This window comes from Burkholderia sp. 9120, assembly GCF_000745015.1.
Lineage (GTDB): Bacteria > Pseudomonadota > Gammaproteobacteria > Burkholderiales > Burkholderiaceae > Paraburkholderia.
In genome coordinates, this window is sequence record NZ_JQNA01000002.1 from 175826 (window position 1) to 197201 (window position 21376).

The 21376-nt window shown below is 59.9% G+C and carries 15 protein-coding genes; 9 read left to right on the forward strand and 6 right to left on the reverse strand.

What is annotated here, in order from left to right; translation table 11 throughout:
* Positions 1 to 172 precede the first annotated feature (172 nt).
* The 6 genes from FA94_RS09170 (at position 173) to ald (ending at position 8003) form a co-directional block, all read left to right on the forward strand.
* Positions 173 to 1264, forward strand: a complete 1092-nt coding sequence (locus tag FA94_RS09170; protein ID WP_035549928.1) for a putative 2-aminoethylphosphonate ABC transporter ATP-binding protein — start codon at positions 173 to 175, stop codon at positions 1262 to 1264.
* Positions 1261 to 2988, forward strand: a complete 1728-nt coding sequence (locus tag FA94_RS09175; protein WP_035549930.1) for a putative 2-aminoethylphosphonate ABC transporter permease subunit — start codon at positions 1261 to 1263, stop codon at positions 2986 to 2988. Before FA94_RS09170 ends, FA94_RS09175 begins: the two co-directional genes overlap by 4 nt.
* Before the next feature lie 36 nt (positions 2989 to 3024).
* The gene (locus FA94_RS09180) at positions 3025 to 4413 is read left to right on the forward strand and encodes an FAD-dependent oxidoreductase (protein ID WP_035549931.1); all 1389 of its coding nucleotides are present in this window, start codon (positions 3025 to 3027) and stop codon (positions 4411 to 4413) included.
* A gap of 35 nt (positions 4414 to 4448) precedes the next feature.
* Entirely contained in the window at positions 4449 to 5582 is a 1134-nt protein-coding gene (locus FA94_RS09185) for a 2-aminoethylphosphonate--pyruvate transaminase (protein WP_035549934.1), read from the forward strand.
* Positions 5583 to 5646: 64 nt separating this feature from the next.
* On the forward strand, positions 5647 to 6723 hold the full coding sequence (locus FA94_RS09190) for a putative 2-aminoethylphosphonate ABC transporter substrate-binding protein (protein WP_081935851.1): 1077 nt from the start codon (positions 5647 to 5649) through the stop codon (positions 6721 to 6723).
* Positions 6724 to 6887: 164 nt separating this feature from the next.
* Positions 6888 to 8003, forward strand: a complete 1116-nt coding sequence (gene ald, locus FA94_RS09195) for an alanine dehydrogenase (RefSeq protein ID WP_035549936.1) — start codon at positions 6888 to 6890, stop codon at positions 8001 to 8003.
* On the opposite strand, the gene FA94_RS09200 is transcribed toward ald, so the two are convergent.
* Positions 7988 to 8674, reverse strand: coding sequence for a phosphonate utilization associated transcriptional regulator (locus tag FA94_RS09200; RefSeq protein WP_035549939.1), 687 nt, complete (start codon positions 8672 to 8674; stop codon positions 7988 to 7990). The genes ald and FA94_RS09200 overlap by 16 nt on opposite strands.
* A 618-nt stretch (positions 8675 to 9292) precedes the next feature.
* Between FA94_RS09200 and FA94_RS09205 the strand changes: the two genes are divergently transcribed.
* The 3 genes from FA94_RS09205 (at position 9293) to FA94_RS09210 (ending at position 14399) form a co-directional block, all read left to right on the forward strand.
* Positions 9293 to 10942, forward strand: a complete 1650-nt coding sequence (locus FA94_RS09205) for a glycoside hydrolase family 43 protein (protein ID WP_156126604.1) — start codon at positions 9293 to 9295, stop codon at positions 10940 to 10942.
* A 39-nt stretch (positions 10943 to 10981) separates the two neighbouring features.
* A complete protein-coding gene (locus FA94_RS37895; RefSeq protein ID WP_081935852.1) occupies positions 10982 to 11233 on the forward strand; it encodes a GntR family transcriptional regulator in 252 nt (83 codons plus the stop codon).
* Between the two features lie 79 nt (positions 11234 to 11312).
* Positions 11313 to 14399 carry a beta-galactosidase gene (locus tag FA94_RS09210; RefSeq protein WP_197070194.1) on the forward strand — a complete coding sequence of 1029 codons (3087 nt, stop codon included), beginning with the start codon at positions 11313 to 11315 and terminating at the stop codon, positions 14397 to 14399.
* 356 nt (positions 14400 to 14755) lie between these two features.
* On the opposite strand, the gene FA94_RS09215 is transcribed toward FA94_RS09210, so the two are convergent.
* The 5 genes from FA94_RS09215 to FA94_RS09235 form a co-directional block, all read right to left on the reverse strand.
* Positions 14756 to 16594 (reverse strand): leukocidin family pore-forming toxin, encoded by a 1839-nt coding sequence (locus tag FA94_RS09215; protein ID WP_051980502.1) that lies wholly within the window; start codon positions 16592 to 16594, stop codon positions 14756 to 14758.
* A gap of 121 nt (positions 16595 to 16715) precedes the next feature.
* Positions 16716 to 18176 carry a xylulokinase gene (gene xylB / locus FA94_RS09220; protein ID WP_035549941.1) on the reverse strand — a complete coding sequence of 487 codons (1461 nt, stop codon included), beginning with the start codon at positions 18174 to 18176 and terminating at the stop codon, positions 16716 to 16718.
* A 56-nt stretch (positions 18177 to 18232) separates the two neighbouring features.
* Positions 18233 to 19111, reverse strand: coding sequence for an AraC family transcriptional regulator (locus tag FA94_RS09225; RefSeq protein WP_035549943.1), 879 nt, complete (start codon positions 19109 to 19111; stop codon positions 18233 to 18235).
* Between the two features lie 42 nt (positions 19112 to 19153).
* Positions 19154 to 20329: an ABC transporter ATP-binding protein gene (locus FA94_RS09230; RefSeq protein WP_035549946.1), complete on the reverse strand. Its 1176-nt coding sequence runs from the start codon at positions 20327 to 20329 to the stop codon at positions 19154 to 19156.
* Positions 20330 to 20332: 3 nt separating this feature from the next.
* Positions 20333 to 21367: an NAD(P)-dependent alcohol dehydrogenase gene (locus FA94_RS09235; protein ID WP_035549949.1), complete on the reverse strand. Its 1035-nt coding sequence runs from the start codon at positions 21365 to 21367 to the stop codon at positions 20333 to 20335.
* Positions 21368 to 21376: the final 9 nt, after the last annotated feature.

Sequence of the window (21376 nt, forward strand, 5' to 3'; positions counted from 1 at the left end):
GAATCGTAGATTGTCAACAACATGCAATAGACAAAAAGCACTCTACAAATAAAGGCGTCTCCACAACGTCCTTTGCCCGAAATACCAGGCGCGCTGCGGCGGCGCTGCGGGTCGGCTGTGATCCGCAACGCCGGAGCACGGCAGCGGAACAGAAATTTCCAGGAGGATGACGATGACGGAATACCTGCGCATTGACGCGATACACAAGCAGTTCGGCGCGACCCCGGTTCTGAAGGACGTCAATCTGACGATCTTCAAAGGTGAAATGGTCTGCTTTCTGGGCCCGTCGGGTTGTGGCAAGACCACGCTGTTGCGGATCATCGCGGGGCTGGAGACGCAAAGCGCCGGCACGATCGCGCAGGCCGGCAAGGACATTTCCAATTTGCCGCCGATGCTGCGCGACTACGGCATCGTGTTCCAGTCGTACGCGTTGTTCCCGAACCTCACCGTGGCCGACAACGTCGCGTATGGACTCACGAACCGGAAGGCCGGCCGCGCCGTGATTCGTCAGCGCGTGGCCGAATTGCTGACGCTCGTCGGACTGCCGGATAGCGGCGCGAAACATCCTGGGCAACTGTCCGGCGGTCAACAGCAGCGGATCGCGTTGGCGCGAGCGTTGGCGACGTCGCCCGGTCTGCTGTTGCTCGACGAGCCTTTGTCGGCGCTCGACGCGCGCGTGCGGGTTCGCCTGCGCCAGGAAATCCGGCAATTGCAGCAGCGGCTGGGCGTGACGACGATCATGGTCACGCACGATCAGGAAGAAGCGCTCTCCATGGCGGACCGGATCGTGGTGATGAACCACGGCGTGATCGAGCAGATCGGCACGCCGAGCGAGATTTACCGCGAACCGGCCACACCGTTCGTGGCCGATTTCGTCGGCAAGGCCAATATGTTGCCCGCCACCGTGCGCGACGACGGGGCGATCCAGGTCGGTGACATCGGCTTGCAATGCGTGCGCGGGCGTAACGCGCTGAAGAGTGGGGCGCGCGTGTCGCTGTTTCTGCGGCCCGAGGATTTCGTGGTGCGCGGTGTCGACGCGCAAGCCGGCAACACGTTGCGCGGGCGGATCGAGAAGATGGAATTTCTCGGTGCGTTCTGTCGCGTCAGCGTTCAGGTGGACGGTCTCGCCGGGACTGAACTGCTTGCCGATCTGTCGTATCACGATATGACAGAGTTCGGCCTGCAGCAGGGCTCGCCGCTGAACCTCGCCGTGCTCGGCGACCGCGTGCGGATCTTCGGCGAAGACCAGCGGAGGGTTCAATGAGCGCGACGCTTACCGAACCGAAAAAGACCGTCGTGCTCCCCGACGTGCGCCAGCGTACTCACTGGCAGGACCGCATCGGCCACGCGGGCATGCTGCTGATGACCGCGTTTCTGTTGCTCGCGCTGCTCGCGCCGCTCACGATGGTCGTCATGAAATGCGTGGTGGACCGCGAAGGGCGCTTTGTCGGCCTCGCCAATTTCACCTCGTATTTTCAGACGCCGGCGCTGTGGAATTCGGTCGCGCATTCGCTGATCGTCGCCGTGTCGGTCACGGCCATTGCGATTCCGCTGGCCTTTACGTTCGCCTACGCCTTGACCCGCAGTTGCATGCCGTTCAAGGGACTGGTGCGCAACATCGCGTTGATCCCGCTGCTTGCGCCGACGCTGCTCTCCGCGGTGTCGTTCATCTACTGGTTCGGCAATGCGGGGTTGTTGCGGCGCTGGATGGTGGGTCACAGCATCTACGGCGCGCCGGGCATCATTGCAAGCCTGGTGTACGCGTCGATGCCGCACGTGCTGATGATTCTGATCACCGCGCTGTCGCTGACCGATGCGCGTCTGTACGAAGCCGCGGACGCCATGGGCACGAGCCGTCTGCGCAAGTTCTTCACGATCACGCTGCCCGGCGCGAAGTATGGGCTGATCAGCGCGACGATGGTGGTGTTCACCATCTGCGTGAACGACTTCGGCGTGCCGATCGTGATCGGCGGCTCGTATAACGTCCTCTCCACCGATGTGTACAAGCTGATCGTCGGTCTGCAGGATTTCAACACCAGCGCGGTGGTGAGCATCCTGTTGCTGGTGCCGGCGCTGCTCAGTTTCGCGACCGATTTCTTCGTGCGCCGCAAGCAGCGTTCGCTGCTTGGCGCTCGCTCGGTGCCGTATGAGCCCAAGCCCTCGCGCGGTTTCGACATGGCGATGCTGACTTACTGCGGCGTTGTGTGTCTGCTGATGATGGCGATCGTCGGCATCTCGATCTACGGCTCATTCGTGCGCTTCTGGCCGTACAACCTGTCGCTCGGACTCGGTCATTACCGGATGGGACTCGTTGGCGCGGGCATCATCGGCGCCTATAAGAACAGCCTGGAAATGGCGACGCTGGTTGCCGTAGCCGGAACCGCGCTGGTTTTTTGCGGCGCCTACCTGGTCGAGAAGACGCGTGGCATGGACTGGCTGCGTCCGGTCATCAACCTGTGCGCGGTATTGCCGATGGGTGTGCCGGGTCTCGTGCTGGGTATCGGCTATATCTTCTTCTTCAATCATCCCGCCAATCCGCTGAATGTGCTTTACGGGTCGTTGCCGCTGCTCGCCATCGTCACGATCATTCACTATTACTCGTCCAGCCATCTGACCGCGATCACCGCGCTCAAGCAGATCGACAACGAATTCGAAGCCGTGTCCGCGTCGTTGAAAGTGCCTTTCTACGTGACGTTTTTTCGCGTGACGGTGCCGGTGTGTCTGCCCTCGATTCTCGAGATCAGCCGCTACTTCTTTATCAACGGTATGACGACGATTTCGGCGGTGGCATTTCTCTATTCGCCGGGGACGCAACCCGCTTCCGTGGCCATTCTCAATCTCGACGAGGCGGGGCAGATCGGACCGGCTGCGGCCATGGCCACCTTGATCGTGATCACCTCGACGCTCGTGTGCGTGCTGTATGCGGTGGTGAACCGCTTGCTGTTGGCGCATACGCAGCGCTGGCGCCAACCCTCGCGTTGCCGCTAACGCGTACGAAACAACAGGACACGACAGGAAATAGCAATGAGACCTTTCTGGCTCGAGCAGGCATTGCGCGGCGAAGCCGCGGACGCGCCCGCGTTGCAAGGTACGGTGAACGCGGATGTTTGCATCGTCGGTGGCGGTTTTACCGGCCTCTGGACCGCGTTGCAACTCAAGCGCGCCAATCCGCATCTGGACGTCGTGCTGATCGAGGCGGATATCTGCGGAGCGGGCGCGAGCGGACGTAACGGCGGTTGCATGCTGACGTGGGAAACCCGCTTTCTGACGCTGCTCCGGCTGTTCGGCGAGAGCGAGGCGCGGCGGCTCGTGGAGGCGTCGCGGCAAGCGGTCGGCAAGATCGCCGATTTTTGCCGCGAGCATCGGATCGATGCACAGATGCGGGTGGACGGCACCTTATATACCGCGACGAGCGCGGCGCAGATGGGAAGCCTGGAGGCCGTCGTGGCGGCGCTTGAAGAACGTGGCATGAGCTCGTTTTCGGGCCTCGACGTCGACGAGGTTCATCGGCGCGCGGGTTCGAAGCGACACCTTGCCGGTGATTTCTCGCCCGCAGCGGCGACGGTGCAGCCCGCGTTGCTCGTGCGTGGATTGCGGCGCGTCGCCTTGGAAATGGGCGTGCGCCTGTATGAGAAGACGCCATTCGAAGCCCTGTCTTATGAACCCGGGCCGCTGGTCCGCACCACCTGCGGCGCGATTCGCGCAAAGCGCGTCGTACTGGCGATCAACGCCTGGATGGCGCAAACCTTCAAACAGTTCGAGCGCAGCATCGCGCTGGTGTCGAGCGACATGATCATCACCGAACGCGCGCCCGACCTTCTGGAACGCGTCGGTTTGACGGACGGTCTGTCGGTGCTCGATTCGAGAACCGTCGTCTATTACTACCGCACCACGCCGGACGGCCGGCTGATGCTCGGCAAGGGCGGCAATACCTTCGCGTACGGCGGACGCGTTCTGCCCGTGTTCGACCAACCGTCGCCGTATCGCGCGGCGCTCACCGACGATCTGGGTCGCTTCCTTCCGGCGCTCGCCGCAGTGCCGATCACGGCGAGCTGGAACGGACCGTCGGATCGTTCGGCGACCGGCCTGCCATTCTTCGGCCGCCTCGACGGCCGGCATGACGTGTTCTATGGCTTCGGTTACTCGGGCAACGGCGTTGGACCCAGCTACCTGGGCGGCGAGATTCTTTCGTCGCTCGTACTCGGTCTCGACAACGCATGGACGCGCTCGCCGATCGTGCGCGGACCGCGCGGCGTATTTCCGCCGGAGCCGATTCGCTACCTCGGTTCGCTCGTCGTGCGCGACGCCATTCGCCGCAAGGAGCGGGCGGAAGACGCCGGCGCAACACCGTGGTTTTTCGACCGTGCGCTGAGCCGACTTGCTCAGGCGGCCGGCAAGGCCGACAAGGCTTAACTTCGATCAGATTGACCCATTATCAGGAGACAACCGTGAATACTGAAAAGGATCCCGTTCTTCTTACGCCGGGCCCATTGACCACCTCGTTGATCACCCGAAGCGCGATGTTGCGCGACTGGGGATCGTGGGACACCGCGTTCAACTCGATCACGGCCAGCCTGCGTGCGGATCTGGTGGACATTGTGAATGGGCGCGACACACACGTTTGCGTGCCGTTGCAGGGAAGCGGCACGTTCTCCGTGGAAGCCGCGCTCGGCACGCTGGTGCCGCGCGACGGCAAAGTACTCGTGCCGCAGAACGGCGCGTATTGCAAGCGCGTGGTGCGAATCTGCGAATACATGGGCCGCGCTGTCGTCGAGTTGCCGATCGCCGAAGGCACGTTGCCGACCGGCGCCATGATCGAAGACGCGCTGCTGCGCGATCCGGCGATTACTCACGTCGCCCAGGTGCATTGCGAAACGGGGACCGGCACGCTCAATCCGCTGCAGGAGATCGCGCAAATCTGCGCGAGACTGGGCAAGGGACTCATTATCGATGCGATGAGTTCGTTCGGCGCCATCGAAATCGATGTCCGCACGACGCCGTTCGATGCACTCGTGGCAGCGTCGGGCAAGTGTCTCGAAGGTTTACCGGGCATGGGCTTCGTGATCGCACGGCGCGCCGTGCTGGAAAAGTGCCAGGGTCATTCGGCCTCGCTGTCCATGGATCTTTACGATCAGTGGGTCTATATGGAGAAGACGTCGCAATGGCGTTTTACTCCGCCGACGTCGATCGTCGCCGCATTGCGCACGGCGGTCGATCTGTTCAAAGCCGAAGGCGGGCAGGCCGCCCGCGGCAAACGCTACCAGGCCAATTGCGACGCGTTGATCAACGGCATGGAGGAACTCGGCTTTCGCACGTTCCTGCCGCGCCACGTCCAGGCGCCGATCATCGTGACGTTTCATGCGCCGGAAGATCCGGCCTACGAATTCCGCGCGTTCTACGAGAAGGTCAAATCCAAAGGCTTCATTCTTTATCCCGGGAAGCTGACCGAAGTGGACACGTTCCGCGTCGGCTGTATCGGCGATATCGATCGCGATGTGATGCAGCGCGCGGTCCGAGCGATCGAGGAGACGCTCGCCGAAATGGGCGTCAAGCAGATCTCGTCGCGCGAGATGACCGCGTAGGCGCACGAAGATGGTTTTCCGCTAGCGCGGCTCATGTGAAAGACCCTCATACCGGGAGAAAGAGATGTTCAGGCTCAACAGCACCACGCTGCACAGTGTTCCCGCTTTACACGGCGTCCGTACGATTGCGCTGCTGACGACTGTGGCCGTCGCGCTGCTGGCTGGCAGTACGGCGACGGCAGTCGCCAAGACGACGCTGCTCGTCTATACGGCGCTTGAAGATGAACAGCTCAAGCCATACCAGGATGCGTTCGAGCAGGCCAATCCGGACATCGAAATCAAATGGGTGCGCGACTCGACCGGTGTGATCACCGCCAAGATTCTCGCGGAGAAGAACAACCCGCAGGCGGATGTGATCTGGGGTCTCGCGGCGACCAGCATCGCAAAGTTCGAGAGCGACAACATGCTGCTGCCGTATGCGCCGAAAAACCTGTCCGCCGTCAGCGCGACCTATCGCGATCCGAAGTCGCCGCCGAACTGGTTCGGCATGGACGTGTGGGGCGCGACGATCTGCTTCAATACTGTGGCGGCCGCCGAGCAGCATCTGCCGAAACCGCAGAGCTGGCAGGATCTGACCAAGCCGGTCTACAAGGGCAAAATCGTAATGGCGGACCCGGCTTCATCGGGAACCGGCTATTTCGACGTGACCGCATGGCTGCAACTATTCGGCGAGCAGGGCGGATGGCAGTACATGGATGCGCTCGACAAGAACATCGCGCAATACAACCATTCGGGTTCCGCGCCGTGCACGATGGCGGCTTCCGGCGAATATCCGATCGGTATCTCGTTCGAATACCGCGCGGCAACGCTGAAAGCGCAGGGCGCACCGATCGATCTGGTGTTCCCGGCTGAAGGATTGGGTTGGGATCTGGAGGCGTTCGCGATCATGAAGAACACCACCAAGCTGGACGCGGCGAAAAAGCTCGCCGACTTTGCCGCGAGCCGCGACGCCAACCTGCTTTACGCAAAAAGCTACGCGATCACGGCGGTGTCGGGAACGGCCAAACCGCTGCCCAATATCCCCGCCAATTATGCCGGCTTGCTGGTCAAGAACGACTTCACCTGGGCGGCGAATAATCACGCAAAGATTCTCGCTCAATGGAGTCAGCGTTATTCGGCGAAAAGCGAGAAGAAGCAATAGTCGACGGGGCGGGCGGTCAATGCGCTTCAGTTTCGCGCTTTGGCCGCTTGGGTCGCTTTAGTCGCTTCGGCAGTTTTGGCAGTTTTGGCAGCTTTGCAGCGCATACTGGCCTGCTCATGTCGCGCTTTAGAAGCGCGGCGAACCTATCCAGATCGAGGTGAGAGATGTTGATCGGCGTACCGAAGGAAATCAAGAATCACGAGTACCGTGTGGGCCTGACACCGGCCAGCGTACGTGAACTAACCACACGGGGTCATCAGGTACTGGTCCAGACCGGCGCGGGCGCAGCAATTGCACTTGCTGACGACGCTTATACCGCTGCCGGCGCAACACTGTGCGACAGCGCGGCGGAGATCTTTTCGCGGGCGGACATGATCGTCAAGGTCAAAGAACCGCAACCCGCCGAATGCGCGATGCTGCGCGCGGGGCAGATCCTGTACACGTATCTGCATCTGGCGCCCGATCCTGAACAGGCCGCGGCGCTGGTGAAGTCCGGCGCGGTCTGCATTGCCTACGAGACCATCACCGGGCCGGGCGGCGGCCTGCCGCTACTCGCGCCGATGAGCGAGGTGGCTGGTCGCATGTCGATCCAGGCGGGCGCGGCTCACCTGGAGAAATCGAAGGGCGGTCTTGGCGTGCTACTCGGCGGTGTGCCGGGCGTGGCCGCGGCGCACGTCGTCATTATCGGCGCGGGTGTGGTCGGCACGAACGCACTGCAGGTGGCGGTCGGGATGGGCGCCAAGGTGACGATTCTCGATACGAATGTCGATCGCTTGCGGCAACTCGACCTGGTGTTCGGCAATCGTATTGCCACACTCTATTCGAACGGACAGAGCATTGAAGAGTCGGTTCTGGATGCCGACCTGGTGATCGGCGGTGTGTTGATACCGGGCGCCGCGGCCCCGAAGCTGGTCACGGCGAGCATGATCTCGCGAATGAAGTCCGGGGCGGTGGTCGTGGACGTGGCGATCGATCAGGGCGGCTGTTTCGAGACCTCGCATGCAACGACTCACGCCGAGCCGACCTATGTCGTCGACGATGTCGTTCACTACTGCGTGGCGAACATGCCCGGCGCGGTGGCGCGGACCTCAGCTTTCGCACTCAACAACGCGACGATCGGTCATGCTGTCGCGCTAGCAGGCAAGGGCTGGAAACAGGCGCTAAAAGATAATCCGCATCTGAAAGCCGGCCTGAACGTTTGCGAAGGTCATGTCACGTACGAAGCCGTAGCCAGGGATCTTGGCTATCGCTACGTTTCAGCGGATCAATTGGTGGGCTGATGCGCTTGCCGCATGCGTTCGCGCCCATGTGCAAGGTGGTTGCGGATCAACCTCTCGGTTAGATCCGCGTCACCGGCGGCAATGGCCTCGACGATGTCTTCGTGTTCCTGCGCGGACTGGTCGATCGCGTCGACGTTACGTGTCAGCACCGCTTGCCGGAACAGGCTTAGTTCGCCGACAAGGCGGCGATACGTGTCGAGCAGTTTCCGGTTACCCACCGCGGCTGCCATCGTGTCATGAAACTGCAGGTTCAGATGACCGTAAGTCTGTCCGTCGTGACTGCTCTGCGCGAGCTTCATTGACTCGACGATGCCGCGCAACGCGCCTAAATGCTCAGCCGATATGTCGCCGGCCAGTAGCCGGCCAATATGCTCGTCGAGCATGGCGCGGACTTGATAGATTTCTTCGGCTTCCTTGAGCGACAGGCTTCGCACCGACACACCGTGATTCTTCTCGGTGCGCAGCAGACCCGCCTGTTCAAGCGCGCGAAATGCTTCGCGCACGGGTCCGCGAGAGACACCCAGGCGCGTGGCCAATTGCGCTTCGTTCAATTTGTCGCCAGGAGCGAATTCGCCACTGAGAATCAGACGCTCAAGTTCATCCTGCACCAACGTTGTCAGTGAGTGTTTTTTGAGTAGTTGAATTGCACCGACGGAGGGCTCGTCAATCATGGCGGACCGGACTCAGAATAATTGGCGACGGTAGCATGAGGATCGTCAACTGTCAACAAAGTGTCTTTTTGCCTGTACTTGTTGGTTGTTGACAATAAACACACGATGCCTTTTAATGCAACATGCCGCCGCATCGCGACATCAAGATGTCCACCGAGGGGCTTCGGTCAACGGCGTGTGGATCGCGTACCGACAGAGTCCCTACAACCCCGAACATTTCCCCGCCTCGACGCGCATCGGCAGAAGCTTTTTTGCAAAATATTCGACGTGAAAATCAGCTCTTACATAAATAGGAATCCAGATTTATTCATTATTTGGGTATTGCTTCAAACTGACAAATTCCGCTAATCGAGAAGCTCCCAAATCCTGGATTCGATTCACCGTTATTGCTTGTTTGTTTTCTTTGCTCATAGAATCCGCCTCATCTCGCGTCGTGGCCAGAAGGGATTTTTTATAACAGCAGTAGCGTCGCGAATGATCTGGAAGAGTCATCTGGTTTACGCGAATTGATTCGGCATGCGAATTTGTTGGTCATTGATCTTGCTGGACCACTATAAGTGGAGAGGCACCGAAATCTGTCGGTGCAATCTCACACACAGACAACGGATGGAGACAGTTATGAATCGCAGAACATGGGCACATCCTCTTGGTTATGCGCTGATTTCGGCGCTTGTCCTGACGGGATGCGGCGGTGGAGTCAATGACCCCTCGAGCAGCGGAGCGGGCTCGGGGCAGAGCGCAGTGTCATCGACAGGAGCGAGTTCGGTCACTGCGGGTGGCGCTCCCACCGGCTCGACGAATGGCTCGCCCACCGGGAGCAGTACAGGATCCACTTCGGGATCGACCACGGGCAACAGCACGGGCACCGGCGGCTCCACCACGGGATCGTCAGGCGGTACGACGACACCCGTTGCCGATGTCCAGTCCGTCATTCACCCCGCCGCGCTGTGGCTCGACGATGCGGGAAACCCGATTCAGGCCCACGGCGGCGGCATGTTTCAGGTCAACAACACCTACTATTGGGTCGGCGAGGACAAGACAGGGGAGACGTCTTCCGGAACGTTCCAGAATGTCAAATGCTATTCCTCCACCAATCTGCAGAGCTGGCACTTCGAAGGCAATGCCCTCTCGCCGCAACCCACCGGCGATATTGCCGCCAGTCAGGTTGTCGAGCGACCGAAGGTGGTCTACAACAGCACGTCGAAACAGTACGTCATGTATATGCACGTTGACAATACATCGTACTCCTTCGCACGAGTCGGCGTTGCGACCAGCAGCACACCCTGCGGACCGTACACCTATCAAGGCAGCTTCATGCCGCCGAACAGCAGTTCAAGTCGCGACATGGGTCTCTTCAAAGACGATGACGGCACGGTGTATTTGCTGAGCGAAGATCGCGACGTTGGAACCCATATCTACAAGCTGACTAGCGACTACCTGAGCGTCGACAGTCTTGTTTATACGATCGGCGGACCGAATCAGTCCATCGCGCTGGAAGCACCGACGATGTTCAAGGCCAATGGCTATTACTTCGTGATCGGCTCCGGTCTGACGGGCTGGAATCTGAACGACAACTTTTTCATGGCGGCCAGTACGCCGGCAGGTCCGTGGACAGGACCCACTACGCTTGCACCGTCGGGCACGAATACGTTCTCTTCTCAGGCGACCTACGTGGTCCCAATTGCCGGAAGCAGTGGAACCACTTACCTGTACATGGGCGATCGCTGGAATGGCAACTATCTGCAGAATTCGTCCTATGTCTGGCTTCCTCTCGATGCCAACGGTGGGACGATCAGGCTGGCGCAATGGGACAACACATTCGGTATCGACCTGACAACCGGAGCACTTCAATCCAGCACGTCTTCTCTGGACTACGACATGGCGTCGCCGGGTACGAGTCTTTCCGGCGGGGCGGGATCTTACAGTTGCTCGCAATGCTTCCTCTCCGCAAGCGCCATTAATTATCTTGGTGGTCCGGGAAATGGAACGGTGACGTTTAGTGGCATCAATTCCCAAGGCCCCACGACTCAAACGCTGTACATCAGCTACATCAACAACGATGTCGCGCCGCGATACGCCACGGTAACGACAAACGGAAACGCAGGGGTTGTCGTTACATTCCCGCCGGTCGGCAACTACGGTGGCGTTGTGAGCGTCCCGGTGAATCTGATGGCCGGCGCGAACAGTATTGCGATCTCCGGCGCAACGGTCTCCGGTCAGAACACGACCTATGCCCCGGACGTCGAAGAAATATTCTTCGACAACTAATCCCCGCAGCTCGCCAGGCTCGAAGTAACGGATACGACCATGCAGACCTGGATGCTGCCGATCTCGGGCTGCCCGGGACCACGCTATCTGGCAGTGGCAAGCGCTATAGAAGATGCAATAGCGACAGGGCTTTTGCAACCGGGAGAAAAGTTGCCGCCGCAACGGTTGATCGCCGATGTGCTGGGATTGCACGTCAACACAGTCAATCGCGCACTACGTGAGCTGGCTCGACGCGGCAGGACAAGCGGTAGAAGACGTTTGGGTACGGTCGTGCTGGCGTATTCGGCATGAGGTGCTTCATCTCGTAGAACGAGTTCAGTTTTCTCAAGGCCGTGTAGAAGAAATCGGCCCATGGAATCAGGAGACTTAAGTGAAAGATAGATGCCTGTTTTGTCTGGCGGCATGCGGAGCTATTCTACTTAGCGCATGCGGAGGAAGCGACAACCCCGATTCAGGCACCACGTCGGGCAATGGAGTAAATGCCGGCAATTCCGTCACCACGCCACCCGCCGGAGGCGGCACAACCTTGCCGGCATTGCCACCCGGAGTGACACCGCAACTCGTCACTCACAAAATCGGCTGGGATCATTACACCCTCAAGATCGACGGAAAATCGACGCCGATCTGGTCCGGAGAATTTCATCCGTTTCGCCTGCCGAGTCCGAGTTTGTGGCTGGATGTCCTGCAGAAACTGAAAGCGAACGGTTTCAACGCCGTCTCCATCTACTTTGACTGGGGCTACAGTTCCGCGAAATCCGGCACGTACGATTTCACCGGGATTCGCGACATGGACATGCTGCTCGATATGGCCGCGCAGGCCGGTCTCTATGTGATCGCTCGTCCGGGGCCTTATATCAACGCGGAGACGGATGCAGGCGGCTTGCCGGGATGGCTGCTCACGCAAAGCGGAAAAGCGCGCAGCAGTGCCCCCGACTACATCGCCGCCGCGAGAGACTGGATGGGCAGGATCAACCAGATCATCGCGCGGCACCAGCTGACCAACGGAGGCGGGACGGTCATTCTCTATCAGGTCGAGAATGAAATGCAGGACACCAGCCAGATGGACTACATGAACGATCTGTCCAGTTGGGCGCGTTCTGACGGGATCACGGTCCCGATGTTCCATAACAACCCGTCGCCCAATGGAAACTTCGTTCCCGCGAATTCATCGGTGGCCGGAACGGTGGCAGGCCCCGTGCAGTTATATGCATTCGACGACTATCCGCAGACCACGTGCTCCGGCAATCCGGGCGCCGCGTGGTACGGCATGTTCAGCGCGAGCGGTGGAGCGACGGGCGGCACTTCGGCCTCGCCGTACACACCGGGTTTCATAGCCGAAATGGAAGGGGGATGGTTCGATAGTTGGGGTTCGTCCGGTATCTACCCGTGCATGGCGCAAACCGGCGCGGGTTCGAACTTCGAGCGGCTGTTCTACGGCTCGAACATTGCAAACCGGATCGCGATACAGAATATCTACATGGCGTTCGGCGGAACATCGTGGGGATGGTTGCCATCGACCGGACTTTATACGTCGTATGACTATGGCGCGGCCATCGACGAAGGACGCCAGTTGCGTCCCAAAGCAGCAACGGTGAAGGCACTCGGCTATTTCGTGCAGAGCGTGCCTGCTGTGATGCATATGGACGTTGGTGGCGCCGTCACGTCCTCAGCGCAATCGATCCAGATTTTGCACGGTGTCGATAACACGTCCGGCGCGAACCTTTACACGGTTCTTCATTCTCCGTCGAACGCAACCTCGAATGATACGTTCACCTTTCCCGTGAATACGCCGGACGGGAGTTTTATCGTGCCGCAGCAAGGCACGCTGAGACTGAATGGCGCCGACTCGAAGATGCTGCTCGCGAATTATTCTTTTGGTCAGCATCATCTGGTCTATTCAACGTCGGATTTCGACACACAACTTTCTACCCCGACCGGTGACGTTGCGTTGCTGTACGGCCGCCAGGCGGAAGAGGGCGAAACGGTACTCCGCTTTTCGTCCGCGCCGACGGTGCAGGTACTCGGCAATCCGGCGAGTAGGGTCTCTCAAACGTGGGACCCGGCAACCGGACTGCTGCGCCTGAACTATCAACACAATGGCCTTATCAGAATCTCCATTGCAGGCGGCGGTAGCGCAACCCCGCTTATGCTTCTCGTCGCCGACGACAACACCGCGGCCACGTTCTGGCGCCAGGAGACGGCGGCGGGCCCGGTTCTCGCACAAGGTCCCGCACTGCTTCGAACCGCCGTTTTGAATGGCACGACACTCGCCATGACCGGCGATACGCAAGCGAGTAGTTTGCTGGAAGTGTGGAGCTCGCCCGCCATCCGGCAACTCACGTGGAACGGTGCGGCAATAGCGAGCCAGGCGACGTCCTCCGGAAGTCTCCTCGCGGGCAATGCGTTAGCCGGACCCGACCCGGTTTCGTTCCCCGCATTGAGTAGTCAGTCGTGGCGGTACGCGCAGGAATCGCCCGAAGCGCTCGCCACGTTCGACGACTCGACATGGACAAACGCGACGCTGACCACGACGAACAGCACGACGCCGCCTCCCTCGGGGCAGCCGGTACTGACCGCGGACGATTACGGTTTCCATCACGGCGACGTCTGGTATCGAGGGCGATTGAATTCGTCTTTGGCCGTGTCGGCGATTGCATTGAATTTCTGCGGCGGACAGGCGGGCCTTGCGCAAGTCTGGATCGATGGAAACTATCTAGGGCAAAGTGTTCTCGGTAGCGCCAGTTGCGGCACGTTGACGATGCCGGTGAGTTTGCAACCGGGCACGCATGTCATTTCGGCCATGGTCCGCAATAACGCGCACAACGAAGACTGGTACGAGAACGATGCGCAGAAAGAGGGGAGAGGACTCATTTCGGTTTCCCTTCTCGATGCCAGCTCAAACGCCGTGGCGACGAGTATTGCCTGGAAAATACAGGGCAATCGCGGTGGAGAGAACCTGTGGGATGTCGCGCGCGGTCCAATGAATAATGGCGGCCTATGGGGCGAACGTAACGGCTGGTACTTGCCGGGATTCCCCGACAGCAGTTGGCCTACCGTCAACTTGCCGGCGACCGGCGCTTATGCGGGCACGTCCTGGTTCAGAACGACATTCCCGTTGTCACTCCCCGCTGCGGATGACGTTTCGGTCGGCATTCAGATAGGCGGTGTGGATGGCACCATCAGCGGTGGAAATTATCGCGCGCTGATCTTTGTGAATGGCTGGAACATGGGGCAGTACATTGCCAACGTCGGCCCTCAACATACTTTCGTCGTGCCGAATGGCGTCCTGAATCCGAGCGGCCAGAATACGATTGCCATTGCCGTGACGAGCAATGGCAATCCGGGCGATGTACTGGAAAGTGTGCGACTCGTGAACCTTGGGACCGTGCGTGGTGGTGTGCCGGTTCAACTCAACGTTTCGCCGGACTATTCGGCGTGGGTGGCGGGTAATCCGTAGTGGGAGTCTGGCGACAGGCATTGTGGGCGCCTGTCGCCAGAATCGGCCGGAGTTTCGTGGACACGCGCTGGTCGGACTGAATGCACGCAGGTCTTTCTCCACGGATAGGTGCGGTCCGTGGCACGCGAGAGGCGGCGCAGCCAACAACCGCCCGTCGCCACACAGCCTCTTAATTTGACATAAGATAAATTATCAACAATCCGTCTGTAGCAGCAATATGAGAATGTCGTGTTTCAGCAAGATACAGATGTCGTGTTTTGCGGCTGGTGCCATGCTCGGCGTTTCCGCTCTGATTGCGGCAGGCTCGCATGACCACATCCGGGACGATCACCATAACGACACTCCAACGCCCCCATCTACTCGCTGAAGATATCCGTAAACTTCGTGAGCATCCTCGTACTTACATTCGACGCCCCAGGACTGGCGAGCGTCATCCGATTACTACCCATGTCATGCGCGAGGAAACTGCCCGCCACATATTCGTTCTCCAGCATGTCCGCCGGATCCTTCCATTCCCAACGTTGAGTCAAACTTGCATCACATGGTTTAAATGAGGTCAAGTCGTTGCCGTCGAGGCATTGCCCGGCGTTTGCAGCGCTGACATACCGGCCGTACTGATCGTAAATAAACGACTGCGCGTTACTTTTGAGGTCGCAAGCTTCAATGATCACCTTACCCTGCGGACCATTCGCGATGCAGGAATTGTTCTGGTCACCCAGTTGAATGTTGACGGGACGACCTCCGGTAAAAACCGGATGATCCCAGTCGACGTCGAAATGTACGATTTCCGACACTCGTCGGTACTTCTGCCATTGCTCCTTGGCCTGATACGACTTGTGCGTGCCGACTACGTAAAAATGCTGATAAATTGCGTCATAGATTGCCCATATATTGACGGACGAGTCTATGTAAAACCGTGTGACGCCTTTCGCGGCAGGCGCGGCCCTGTAGATGACGTCAAAATTCGGCGTAATTCCCCGGTAACTCAGTGCGCTAATTTTTTCAGAGTCAATCGGGTACAGATTATCCCAGGCCGGACTGGTCGAGACGTTAAGAAGCGATTCAGCCGTGGGATATTGCTGCCGCTCCCATATAAATGAAATTTTGCTTGAGTCCGGCGACGACCTCACGACGCGATAGTCCTCTGTTTTATAACTCAACGTCAGATCCTGACGATAAGAAAACTGAGGTTCCAGCTTTAGCTTCGGCGCGCTTCTGGTCGATTTTATCCCTCTGCCAACTCCAATTTCAAAACCAGAAACTTCGGTATGTTCAAAGTTGGCATTGAAGTTCGAGGCGGGATAGGTTTTGAGAATCGATGCGGTTTTTTGATCATTTCCGGAAACATCAACAGCATCGATCGTGAACCTGTAATCTTTTGCGATTGCATCCGTTGAGTGGCTGGCAGTCCATCCATCCACCACGGTACGATCCGTGTAGGCTTCCCTCCAGCTCAGTTTTCTATCGTTGAGTTGAATGCCTGCCCCGCCAGACTGCTCGTCGAGCGAGATTCTGACCAGTTTCGCGTCCGGCGTTGCCGACCCTCCCAGGCCAAATGCCAGCGAGCGCATCAAATTGACGCGATAAACCAGCGAGATGTTGCCGTTATTACAAAATGTACGACTGCCTTTCTCCCAGAAATGCGAGTTCGGAAAGGTACATTCCCAGTCATGAATCGGGCGGTTGACATCAACATAAAATGCCACATGAGGTAGCGTCGCCTGATCCTCAGACTTTGGGTTCCGTCCATACGCAGTTGACGCTGCTGGTTCGTCTGCACGATTCACCGCGACCCTTAGCGCGGCATCATCCAGACTACGCAGTGGAGTGAAAATCAGATTATTTTTATGCCGTCCAATGAACAGCCAATCCGACTCAAAACTTACCCCAAGATTAGTCTGAATGCCCTGCTTTATATTTTTCTTTTGAGATTCGCTCAGGCCGCCCAGGTCAACGAAATACCGTCGCCCTTCTTCCAGAACCATTTTTCTGATGCGCGACAAATTTCTGATATCGCCTGAATTTGCTCCGCCGATATAGCTTATGCCATCCAAGTTCTGCGAGTCGAATTGCTCAAACACCGCAGCGACTGGCGAGCGGGCGATATCCATGCCATTTGCACCGGTCATGGGAGCAATGAGTCCGCTGATCAATAACGGAACCGCGAATAGATGGGGTGTCCCGATTCCTTTCATCTCGCCTCCTGGCGCGCAAAGTCAGGAAGGATAGTTAGCCAAAGTAGCGCTTCTGAGAAGCGCTAAACTGCCGCGGCGCGGGATTGCGCTTACGCGGCCAACGAACGTTTTTGTGGACGGCCTACCGCGCAAATTCGTCCTTAAGCGCCGCGTAAATCCGCCGATACCGCGCAAGCCGATCCTCGGCCAAAGTCCGCTTTGCGGCGTCCGGCTCACAAATCTCAACCGTCTCCGGCGCCGTACAAACCAGCCCCACGCTCTCCTTCGTCACCGCCAGCCGCGCCAACCTCGCAGCCCCCAACGCCGCGCCAACATCGCCACCCTGATGCCGCCGCATCGCCACCCCCGTCGCGGTCGCGCACAACGTCGCCCAAAACCGGCTACGCGAACCGCCGCCAATAAACGACGCCGTCTCCAGCGAAGTCCCCGCGCCCTGCAGAGCCGCATACCCGTCGGCCATCGCGAAAGCCACGCCTTCCATCACGCTATACGCGAGGTCGGCGTCACCATGGGCGCCCGTCAAGCCCCAGAACACGCCCTTGGCATTCGCATCGTTGTGCGGCGTCCGTTCACCGCTCAGATACGGCAAGAACAACGGCGCGTTCTGCGCATCCGCCCTCTCCGCGCAACTGACCAGTTCGGCGACATCCTTCCCCAGCAACTCGGACAACCACGCCAGACTCGACGCCGCCGACAGAATCACACTCATCTGATGCCACCGCGCCGGCAAGCAATGACAGAACGCATGCACCGCCTGCGCGGGATTCGGTGCAAACCGATCGGTGCCGGCGAACAATACGCCCGACGTCCCCAACGACAGAAACGCGCTGCCCGCCTCGGCGACGCCCATGCCGATCGCGCTCGCCGCGTTATCGCCCGCCCCGCCGCACAGCGTCACCGAACCCGCAATGCCCCATTCGCGCCGCAAGCCGTCGTGCAACTGCGCGGCCGAGTCGCTGCCTTCCACCAGCCTCGGCATATGCTCGCGCGACAAGCCGGTCGCCGCGAGCATCCGGTCCGACCAGTCGCGTTTCGCAACATCGAGCCACAGCGTGCCCGACGCATCGGACATGTCGGAGACGAATTCGCCGCTGAGCCGCCACGCCACGTAATCCTTCGGCAGCAGCACCTTGTGCGCGGCGCGAAACACGGCCGGTTCGTACTTCGACAGCCACAGCAATTTCGGCGCGGTGAAACCCGGCATCGCCAGATTGCCGGTGATCGAACGCGATTCGGGCACCAGCGCTTCGAGTTCCACACACTCGGCAAACGCACGGGTGTCGTTCCACAGAATCGCCGGACGCAACACCTGTCCCGCGCGATCGAGCAAGGTCGCGCCATGCATCTGCCCGGACAAACCGATCCCGCGCAGCGCGGCAAAGGCGCCAGGATCGGCGGCCCGCACCTGTGCGATCGCATCGAGCGTGGCATGCCACCACGCCTGCGGACTCTGCTCGGACCAATGCGGATGAATATGCTCGACCTCGAGTCGCGCGCTACCGGTGGCGATCGTCGTCGACGCGTCGTCGGTGAGGAGTGTTTTTACCTCGGAGGTGCCGAGGTCGATGCCAAGGAAGGTCAAGAGTGTCGTCCTCGTTTGGGCAGCCTAACCGTCATGTCATGCAGACAGGAGCAAGGTCAAGCCGCGATCATGTGTTCGTTGAGCTGATGCAGCGTGCGAAATTTCGACGGCGGCATCGCCTTCGTTGCCAGGAATTGACGATTGAAATTCGACAGGTTATTGAAGCCGACGCGATAGCAGATCTCCGTCACGCTCAGCGTGGAGCACATCAGCAATTCACACGCCTCGTTGATACGCAACCGGTTCTGGTACTGCACGAACGTGCAGCCGGTGTGCCGCCGGAAAAAGCGCGTGAACGTGCTGACGCTCATGCCGGCGAGTTCGGCGACATCCGCTTCGCGCAACGTGCCTGGGAGGTTCTGCTGAATGTACGAGAGCACCTGGTTGATCGTGGACTGCATGTAGCGATGCGCGTTGACATCGTACGAAGGCCCCGCGAGCAACCTGCGCTCGCTGCACGACGACAGGCGGTCGAAGATCCACATCAACAGTTCGACGCGACGGCAGCCGTGCGACACGGCCAGTTCCAGCATCTTCGGCGCAATCGCCAGACCCACGGCATCCGGAAACTGAATGCCGCGCGCGGCGTCGTCGATCAGGCCGACGATCGCATGCAGTTCGGTGAACGCCGCCGCCATCCGCTCGACCGCGTCACGCGAAAACTGCAGCACCACGTCGCGCCACGGCACGGCGTCGCCCTCGCCCACTTCGCTGATCCAGTTATGCGGCAGATTCGGTCCGGTGAGCACCAGGTTGCCCGGCGCGAAATCGCCGATGAAATCGCCGACAAAAAACTTGCCGGTCGACGCCCGGATCACATGAATCTCATACTCCGGATGAAAGTGCCATTTGGCCACCGTATGCGGGTAATCGTGCGCCCACGCGCGAAACGATTCGTCGCGCCGCGTGTGCACCAACTCCAGGTCTGGATTCATACCGTGTCTCCTTCTCGGCCGTCTCGACGCCGCGCTTTTTTGTCAGTGCAAAGCCGCGCCCTGCACGCCCGCATCCTGACGCGGCGCACCGCCGAACTTTTGCGCGCTGCGCTGCGCAACGGGCAAGGAAACGTTCTGCTCCGTGCCGGCGTCGAAAACGTGCAGGTCGGCGACTTTGAACTCGAACGTTACCACGCTATCGCGTTGCGGCAAGTCGCTCGCCGGTATCAGCGCGGCCATCCGCTCGCCGGCAAAATTGAACGTGACGAGTGCTTCCGCGCCCAGCAGTTCGATCAATTCGACGTTTCCGCTCAGCCTGAGCATGCCGGCCTCTTCTTCGGCGGACGCCAGCTTCAGATAGTTCGGCCGGATCCCCAGCTTCACCGCCTGGCCGCGCTGCAATCCGGCGAAACGAGCACCGGCAAGCGGCCAACGCTCGCCCTGCACATCGACGAAACAGGTGTCGCCGAGTCGTTCGACCACACCAGCGACGAGATTCATCGCCGGTGTGCCGATGAAGCCTGCGGCAAACAATGTCTGCGGAAAATGGTAGAGATCGGACGGCGTACCGGCCTGCTCGATCCGTCCGCCGCGCATCAGGATCACGCGGTCGGCGAGCGTCATGGCCTCGAGTTGATCGTGCGTCACGTACACCGTGGTGGTTTTCAGGCGCTGATGCAAACGCTTGATATCGCCGCGTAGTTGCGCCCGCAACTTTGCGTCGAGATTGGACAACGGCTCGTCGAACAGAAACACCTCGGGCGTTTTGATCATCGCGCGAGCGATCGCCGCGCGCTGCTGCTGGCCGCCCGACATGGCGCGCGGTTTGCGGTCGAGCAACGCGTCGAGGTTCAGCATCGCGGCCACTTCACGCACGCGACGATCGATCTCCGCGGCCGGCACCTTGAGACGGCGCAGACCGAACGCGACGTTGTCGTACACCGTCATGTGCGGATACAGCGCGTAGTTCTGGAACACCATCGCGACGTTGCGCTCGCGCGCCGGCAAGTCGTTCACGACCGTCTCGCCGATCGCCAGATCGCCGCCGCTGATGCCTTCGAGACCCGCGATCATGCGCAGCATCGTGGACTTGCCGCAACCGGACGGCCCGAGCAGGACGACGAACTCGCCGTCGTCGATTTCCATATCGAGCGGATGCAGCACCGGCGGGCCGCCGTCGTACTGTTTCGTCAGACCTTTGCAAACGATTTTAGCCATGGCTCAATCCATTTCGATCTGAATCTTGACGTCGTTCGGGTGCCCCGCCGCCGCCTCTTCGAACGCCTTGAGACCGTCGGCGAACGCGAACTTGCGCGAGATGAACGGCTTCACGTCGATCATGCCTGAGCTGATCAGCGCCAGCGCGCGCGGAAACACATTCGCGTAACGAAACACCGATTCGAGGCGCGCCTCTTTCGCCTGCATCGCAACGACGTCGAGCGGCACACGATCCACCGGCATGCCGACCAGCACCGCGCAGCCACCCGGGCAAAGCAGATCGAACAGGTCGTCGTAGACCTTCGCGTTGCCGCTCGCTTCGAACACGACGTCGGCGCCCCACCCTGTGGTGACGTCCTGAACGACGTCGGTCAGCTTCTGCTCGCGTACGTTCACGGTGGTCACGGCCGGATTGCCGGCGAACAGCGCGAGCTTTTCCTTGATCACGTCCGCGAGAATGACGCGCGATGCGCCGCCCGCCAACGCGGCCAGTGCGGTCATCGCGCCGATCGTTCCAGCGCCGATCACGACGGCGACGTCGCCGGGTTTCATGGCCGCCTTCTTCGCCGCCTGCAAGCCGATCGACAACGGTTCGACAATCGCGCCCTCCGCGAACGACACATTGTCCGGCAGCCGGAACGTGAAGGCCGCAGGATGCACGACATAAGGCGTCAGGCAACCGTGAATCGGCGGTGTCGCCCAGAAGCGCACGGCGGGGTCCAGGTTGTAGAGACCGCGCATCGTCGCGGGCGAATCGAATTGCGGCACGCCCGGCTCCATGCAGACGCGGTCGCCCACCCGCAGATGCGTGACCTCGCTGCCGGTTTCCACCACCGTGCCGGACGCTTCATGGCCGAGCACCATCGGCGCTTCGACCTTGAATGGACCGATGCACCCATGCGTGTAGTAATGCACGTCGCTGCCGCACACGCCGACCGTATGAATCTTGATCCTGACGTCGCGAGGCCCGACGTCGAGCGGCAGATCGATATCGCGCAGCGCGAGCCGGCGCGCTTCTTCGAGTACGAGGGCTTTCAAAACATTCTC